This window comes from Sulfobacillus sp. TH-112, from assembly GCF_057473405.1.
Genome location: NZ_JBYCKN010000079.1, coordinates 1 through 6,824, shown reverse-complemented (window position 1 = coordinate 6,824; position 6,824 = coordinate 1). Strand labels below are relative to the sequence as shown.

Here is a 6,824-nt window from a genome sequence, read left to right as displayed (position 1 = left end):
GACCTCGTGATAGTCGGGGTCGGCACCGACAAACTGTTTGACTTTGGATCGCACGGCTTCATAAAGCTCGGTGGTGACTAACGAACGGATGCCACTGCCGCGATGAACACTCGAATAGAGGGAGGCGAGGGAATTGATGGAATCCATCACCCGAGTTAAAGGCGGAGTGGTCGCGGCATTGTCGAGATTCACAAAGGGGCGTCCATTATACTGGGGCTCCGATGCAGCCACGACTAGGGAATGCCAGTCGTCCAGAACGATGCCTTCGCCGAATAAGATTTGGCTAGATTCCGCTAATATCTCGAAGGCGGCGGCGAGGAAGACGGCTGGTTGTGCAAGCGTGTTCTCCCGGACGGAAGGTGAGAGGGCGGGATCTGCCGTCCTACCATTGACACTGTCCCGTAGTACATGGGTCACATGGAGACAGACCTCGGACCAGGTGGTGGGGTTAACCTCGTGGAGAGACTGAACGGCCAACGTGAATGGCTCCAGAAGTTGACGGGTCATTTCATTTTCGGGAGAGGTCATCATATCGATACCCGTATGAAGACTGTGAAGCACTTGTTCGTACGATAAGTCACGACCATCAGGCCAAGTGGTGGCGATGTGGCGCAGTACATCGCTTAAAAAGTGCAAGAGGTCATCGTGCGAATGGTGAGCGAGGCTGTCAGCCATCGCCATTCCCCATTGACGCACCGTCACGTCGCTATCTAAAAGTCGCGGAGCCATAGAGACTAGTGGTCTCGCGGAGCGAGAAAATTCCCTTCGGTTATCGAATTGTGGAAACTGAGTATTCCAGAGAGGGCGGGAATACTGGACCCAGAGACTCAGATCCGCTAGCGATAAATTGTTCAGGTTCATGCCGACACACTCCTTTGAATGAAAAAGAGAGGATAGGGGTCTCGAGTGAAACTAGCCCTGAAATGTTGGGCAGGGTGGTGATGACGATCTGATGTGAAGAGGAATGATTGCCGGGCCACGACCTGGCGTCGAGTGTTCGGTAGCGCACGGATATGGACTAAGGGACTAAAACCACTTGACCCAGGCCCTTTGAGGCCATTGTCTAGGATAGTAGAAGGCTTTCTCAGTCGAGTAATGATCCGACAAGACATATCCCATCTCCTCTAGAATTCTAGTAAAATCTTAGTAGACTATTGACTGAAATGTCAACGATATTCTAAAGTGCAGATTACCTGAAGCAAGAGTGATGGAGGTTTAAATAGTGGGAAATAAGGGAAGTGGGCACGACGCCTCGTTCGAGTTCATCACGCGGCTCCGTAATGAGATTTTGTGTTGCCGGATTGCTCCGGGGACCCTCTTAGTGGAAAGCCAGATCGAGGCAGATTATGGTGTTAGCCGAGCAGCCGTGCGCAGTGCACTGAGAGAACTGTCCGCCCAAGGGCTCACTCGACCCATGGCTCGGGTAGGACACCTTGTGACAACGCCCACCCGACAGGATGCTCATGAGATCTTTGAACTGCGGGAGATCTTAGAACCGTGGACGGCACGGATGGCCGCCGATAAGATTACGGAGAGCCAAATAGAGGATTTGCGAAGCCTTGATTACCATGTGGATTCTACGGATCTTGAAAGCTTTTCACGTTCGCTGGAAGCGAACCGTTATTTCCATCTTACCGTGGCTAAGATTGCCGGTAACGGCAGAGTGACGCGGGTTCTGACAGAGGTGCATGAGGGGATCACACGCCTTTTGCACATGGGACTCATCAGTGCGGTGGAATCCGGTGAGATGGTAGATGACCATTCACTTTTAGTCGAGGCATTGGCATCCCATGACGGAGAAAAGGCGGAGGTCATCTCACGTCAGCAAGTGCAAGACGCGTATCGCATGTTTGATCGCTCTATTACCGGACTGTTTTCTTCGCCTACCGCGCCGATTGAAATTCCGGTTTCGCGGTCCTAAACCAGTTTTTCCACCGTGTCTCTACATAGCATCTCTGAACGCTTGTAAATAGTCACAGGGAAATAGCGCTTGGGCACTTTTGATGCAGGAAATCCGGGCTGACGTGGGCGTGAAACACGTGGGCACCGCACGGGCGTTAGTCGGAGCCAAGGTCTATTGGGCCTCGGCATGCTGGGGATGGCCACTCCCGTGCTCTGATGTTTTTTCATCGGATATGCCGTCACCTTGTCCAGTGCGTCTCTCTTCGATGTCACCATGTTGAGTCTGCAATTGCGACGGACCCCGGCTCCCTTACGCGGTCGCGTCACCTCCACGAGCCTAGTCATGTCGCGAATCACGGCGCCGGTCGGCGCACTTCTCACGGGGATCATCGGAACGGCGTATAGTGTGGAAGCCGCCTTGTTTGTGGATGTCGGGATCGTGTGCCTCACGGCATGTCTTGCCCTATGGAATGTTCAGCGGATTGAGGCCCAGCACGCCGACGTGTTCGCTCGTGAGCACAGTCGGTGCTCAGACGCTGCACCATGCTCTGAAGGCATCCGACATCCATTCTCCACAACACCTATGATGGCCAGCCCCAAATCGTCTGGGTGTATGCGGCGGGGCGGGTGGACTTCCAAGACGGGCGGGTCACCGCTGTGCAACGTTCGTCGTCTTAGCGCGATTTGCATACCCGCCGCACGCGGCGTATATTATAAGCAAGAACCGCCCCTGCTGTCACAGGGGTGGTCGGCGAGGACCTCTCAATCTTTTGATCGAGAGTGACGCCACCAGAGATACAGTAACGTCGCGGGTAGCGAAATCGACACTGTAATCGTCAAGTGCATTTGCCCTTCACCTCCTTTCTGGGAGGTATCCTGAGGGCAAACCCTCAAATTCATTATAGCCCGTCTCTTCGGAGGCGGGTTTTTGCTGTTCACGAGCGCATTCTCCGGCGTCCCGCCGGAGAGCGGAGGCAGCATTTCATAAAAGAGAGATGCATGGGGGCCTCTCTGATGACATTGGATGTTGATGCCTCACACTTTTTCATTCACTTACCGCAATTCTTTAGTTCCGTGGGCCATGCACCGGCTTGAAGAGGGTCCGCACTCGACGGGGGCTGGGGCGTCTGTAGCAGACGTCACACTGCACGGGACCGCCGATGACGATGCTTGGATGGTCATCGGGCGAGATGATGGTGCGACCCGAACCACCTTTTCGTAGCTGCAAGTCCGTATAGGATGGGACGAACCCAACGTCATCGAGCCCACTGCCACGGGTTTTTCGCGTTCCTCGAACTGGCCGAACAATTGGTCATTACCAGTCGATGGCTGGGCTGTAATCGTCAAATGGTCTCCGCCTCCCACTGTGCATCGGGTATATTCATACTGAGATGAATACGTCGTGACAGAGTGGTGTGACGATGACAGCTGTCGAGCGGTAGGCCTTACATGACCTATGATGAGCGCGGGTGCAGAAATTTCGCGACAGTGGTCCGAGTGGTGGCCGTCGCAGGGCGAAACGTCGCTGGCTTATGTGGGTAGCTGGAATCCGGCTAACTTTACGGGTTTCTCTGGCATTGACTCCGCCAATCACGATGTCAACATGAACAGTGCGCACAACAATACCCTGGATACATTCTACGTCAGTTATGCGTTGTTTCAGGGACCACATCGGTATGGTCTATTAGCGAAAGGGACGATTTTACCAGGGCTTATCAGTCGTAGGTCAGTAAACAAGGAGGGCGATTGGTGCGAACAGATCGTTTATCTAAACTCTCGATAATGGTGATGGGCGTGTTATGTACGGCGCTCCTGTTCCTGTCCGGTTGTGGTCAGGTCACTCCCTATGCGTATCCCTACCATCATCTAACCTGGCAGGGCGAGCGCTACACGGCCACCACGAGTTATGTGCGCCAGCCGGGCAATCTCATCGGATATTGGACGAGTTACGGGAGGGGGTTAACATTTGGACTATTTTCGGTGCCTGGCGAGAGCACGTCGCAGGCATTGTGTATCCATACCCGTCAGGGATACTTATTGGTGATCGGTATCGCTGAGACGAATCGTGAGAAATAAGAGGTTGGGGTACTCATTATTAGAAGGCAAATGGCCATCAGTTGGACATCCATCGTGACCAGTCGGGTTCGGGGCTTTCTCTCCCACACCGGTGGGGGGATAGCCATTGGTGGTCTCTTGCGAAAGGCGCCCCGCCAACGCCCATTTCCGTTCCCATAATACCCAACCCCAGGTATTCTGCTGCTATAAACGGGAATCCGATATTGCCTAACGCCCGCCAAGGTCAATGATCCATGGAATGGCTAGCGCTGGGGATGGTACGCAGAGGTCTATGGAATTCGTCATTCGAGAGCGGTGTCACCGCGTGAAAGACAGTAGGTGGGTGAACGTGATGGTGATGGAATTATCGGTGGTCCTTATGTGTCAGTTTAGGGGGAATCCGAAACGCGTGGTCAAACCTGATACCCGCAATAGGGACATCAAACATCGGGCGATACTCTGGACACTCGGTATGGTCTTGCTATTTCAGGTGGTGATAGAACAAACCACCTCCCTCGGGTGATATCATAGAGGAAATTGGCGCGGTTCGCGGATAGGATGGATCAGGTGAAGAATACAGCATCAATGGGGATTTGGGTATATCCGTGGGATCTTGAAGCGCTGGGTGTAGAAAGAGTGGTGGACTATTGCGCGCAACACCGGATTTCGTTTCTGGGTGTGGCGGCGGTCTACCATAGTGGACAAATTCTTTCGATGGCAAAATCGCCCCACTGGGTGCATCAAGGTGAGGGGCCCTTGGTGGATTGGACATCCTCCATATCGACCAAGAGCCGAGAATTTCTGCAAGCACTGCGGTCCTCCCTACAAACGATTGGGACGGAGTTGCATGGCTGGGTTGTGCTGAACCACGACAAGCGGGGATGGGAGCCCATTTTGAGCGCGAGCCATGAGAGCTTGCCCCATACCGCGTGCCCGGTAGCCAATCAGTCGCGGGTGGAGCGGGTGCTGCAGCAACTGGCCAATAACACCTGGTTTGATACTCTGCAATTGGAACTCCCAGATTGGATTGGTGCCGTCCATGGAGCCCATCACGACATTGTGGGGATTCACTTGACACCCCTCTTACGACTGCTGTTGTCCCTCTGCTTTTGCCAGCACTGTCAGCAGCAGTGGGGTTCGACTAGCAGCTGGGATAGGGTACGACAACAGGTGCTCGCCGACATGACCTATTATATGGACGCGGAACCTGCCCCCGCTGATGGAATGGCCCAATTAGCTACCTATATCCTTGAAAATCCCGAGGTGGCCGACTTGTTGCGGGCAAGAAGCCGCTGGCTCGCTTCATTTATCGAGAAACAACAGCACACAGTGACTGTCCCGCTTATTCCCATCGTAACGCCATTTCAATTTCATGGCGAGCTCTCGTGGATGACCGGTTTAGTTCCTGAGGCCGAGCGGTTTTCACGCGTGATATTACTGGCGTATGGGCCGCCCAATGTGATAAGTCAGGATGTGACCTGGCTGGGTCATCGTGGTTGGGGGAGAGAGCGCATTACGATGGGGCACACGTTAGTGGCCTCAGCAACGCCTGATTTGGCGACCGCCCAAGCTCGGTTGCGGCGAGCGCTAGATGCGGGAATTAAAAGCCATATCTTCTATAATTGGGGCCTCTTGAATGCGCCACGCCGCAAGTGGCTCGACGATCTGATGGCCATGGTGGAAAGGGACGGCTAAAGCGCACCCAAGAACCCATTATCACAAATATTGTCGTGCAAAGAGGCGCGTGCTGAGTGTCCTACCCCAGGGCAACTCTGAGTTCGAGCTTCTTTTCCATGGAACGATTTCATAGATCCCGACGGCGCTGCACTACAATGAGTGATCCAAGCCGTGAAGTCCTGATGTAGCGACCGATCATTCTTCCGGATGGACGGGATCTTTAGGCCAGAACCGGTTATGCGCCCCATCTCTGGGCGGACTAGTTTTGCACCGTCGGTCGAGAGTGGGATGCTTGGTCGGGATAGGGTCATCTCCACCGACGCCGCAATGTATGGTAGCGTGATTACAACGTTCCGGCGGACCGTCAGGAACAAGATAACGTCAAAGTCGTGACGTAAGCCATAGCGAACTAGTTTTGCACCGTCGGTCGAGAGTGGGATGCTTGGTCGGGATAGGGTCATCTCCACCGATGTCGCAATGTATGGTAGCGTGATTACAACGTTCCGGCGGACCGTCAGGAACAAGATAACGTCAAAGTCGTGACGTAAGCCATAGCGATTTTCGGGAGTCGGGCCTTTGATAGAGAACCCAACGAGGTCAGCCGAGAACGGCCACATGGCGCCCAACATGGAAGTTAACCGGTCGTTTACGACCGGGAACATATCGCATGCATTCCGCAGGGAATTATGGGAAGAGTAGGCGTGCGACCTGTTGCGGATGTCGATGCAAGTAATGCTCGGCGCGTTGAATATTCGGCACCCGCACGTCACGGAGCAAGCTAATGGTGGATGTTAGTCTATCCCATGGACATCTTGCTCGGGGTTGATACTTTAACCTAATCGAGGTGAGGAAGATGGCCAAAAAGTACGATGCGGCATTCAAAGAACAAGCCGTGCAGTTAGTCACCGAACTCAAGAAACCCGGGGGCTGTCCCAAAAGGGGTGGCCTTCTTTAGCAGCCAGCCGATGGAGGCACAAATGAGAAAGGCAAGAATGCCTCTCAGGATTATCCTTGGAGGGCATTCTGCTTCAGAAGGTTATGCGCGATACGGAGGAGTCCCCATTCGGTTTTCACTTTGTCTAACCCGCGTAACAGGAACCGCCGGAACCGGCGGTTTTCTTTAATCTGTCCGAACACGCTTTCCACTTCGATGCCCCGGCGTTTCATGAGAGCCGCCCCCGCGTTACGGG

The 6,824-nt window shown here is 53.9% G+C and carries 5 protein-coding genes; 3 read left to right on the top strand and 2 right to left on the bottom strand.

Annotated elements, in window-relative coordinates:
* Positions 1 to 861 (bottom strand): aminotransferase class V-fold PLP-dependent enzyme (locus ACOJWD_RS05205; protein ID WP_486992160.1); only part of this gene is annotated, 861 nt, incomplete at its 3' end.
* Positions 862 to 1,222: 361 nt separating this feature from the next.
* Between ACOJWD_RS05205 and ACOJWD_RS05200 the strand changes: the two genes are divergently transcribed.
* From ACOJWD_RS05200 to ACOJWD_RS05190, 3 genes are all read left to right on the top strand, one after another.
* Entirely contained in the window at positions 1,223 to 1,921 is a 699-nt protein-coding gene (locus tag ACOJWD_RS05200; RefSeq protein ID WP_486992159.1) for a GntR family transcriptional regulator, read from the top strand.
* 1,730 nt (positions 1,922 to 3,651) lie between these two features.
* Positions 3,652 to 3,978 (top strand): hypothetical protein, encoded by a 327-nt coding sequence (locus ACOJWD_RS05195; RefSeq protein WP_486992158.1) that lies wholly within the window; start codon positions 3,652 to 3,654, stop codon positions 3,976 to 3,978.
* 546 nt (positions 3,979 to 4,524) lie between these two features.
* A complete protein-coding gene (locus tag ACOJWD_RS05190; RefSeq protein WP_486992157.1) occupies positions 4,525 to 5,652 on the top strand; it encodes a hypothetical protein in 1,128 nt (375 codons plus the stop codon).
* Between the two features lie 987 nt (positions 5,653 to 6,639).
* Here ACOJWD_RS05190 and ACOJWD_RS05185 read toward each other — a convergent pair.
* Positions 6,640 to 6,824, bottom strand: a 185-nt coding sequence (locus ACOJWD_RS05185) for a transposase (RefSeq protein ID WP_486992156.1), incomplete at its 5' end; no start/stop codon positions are given.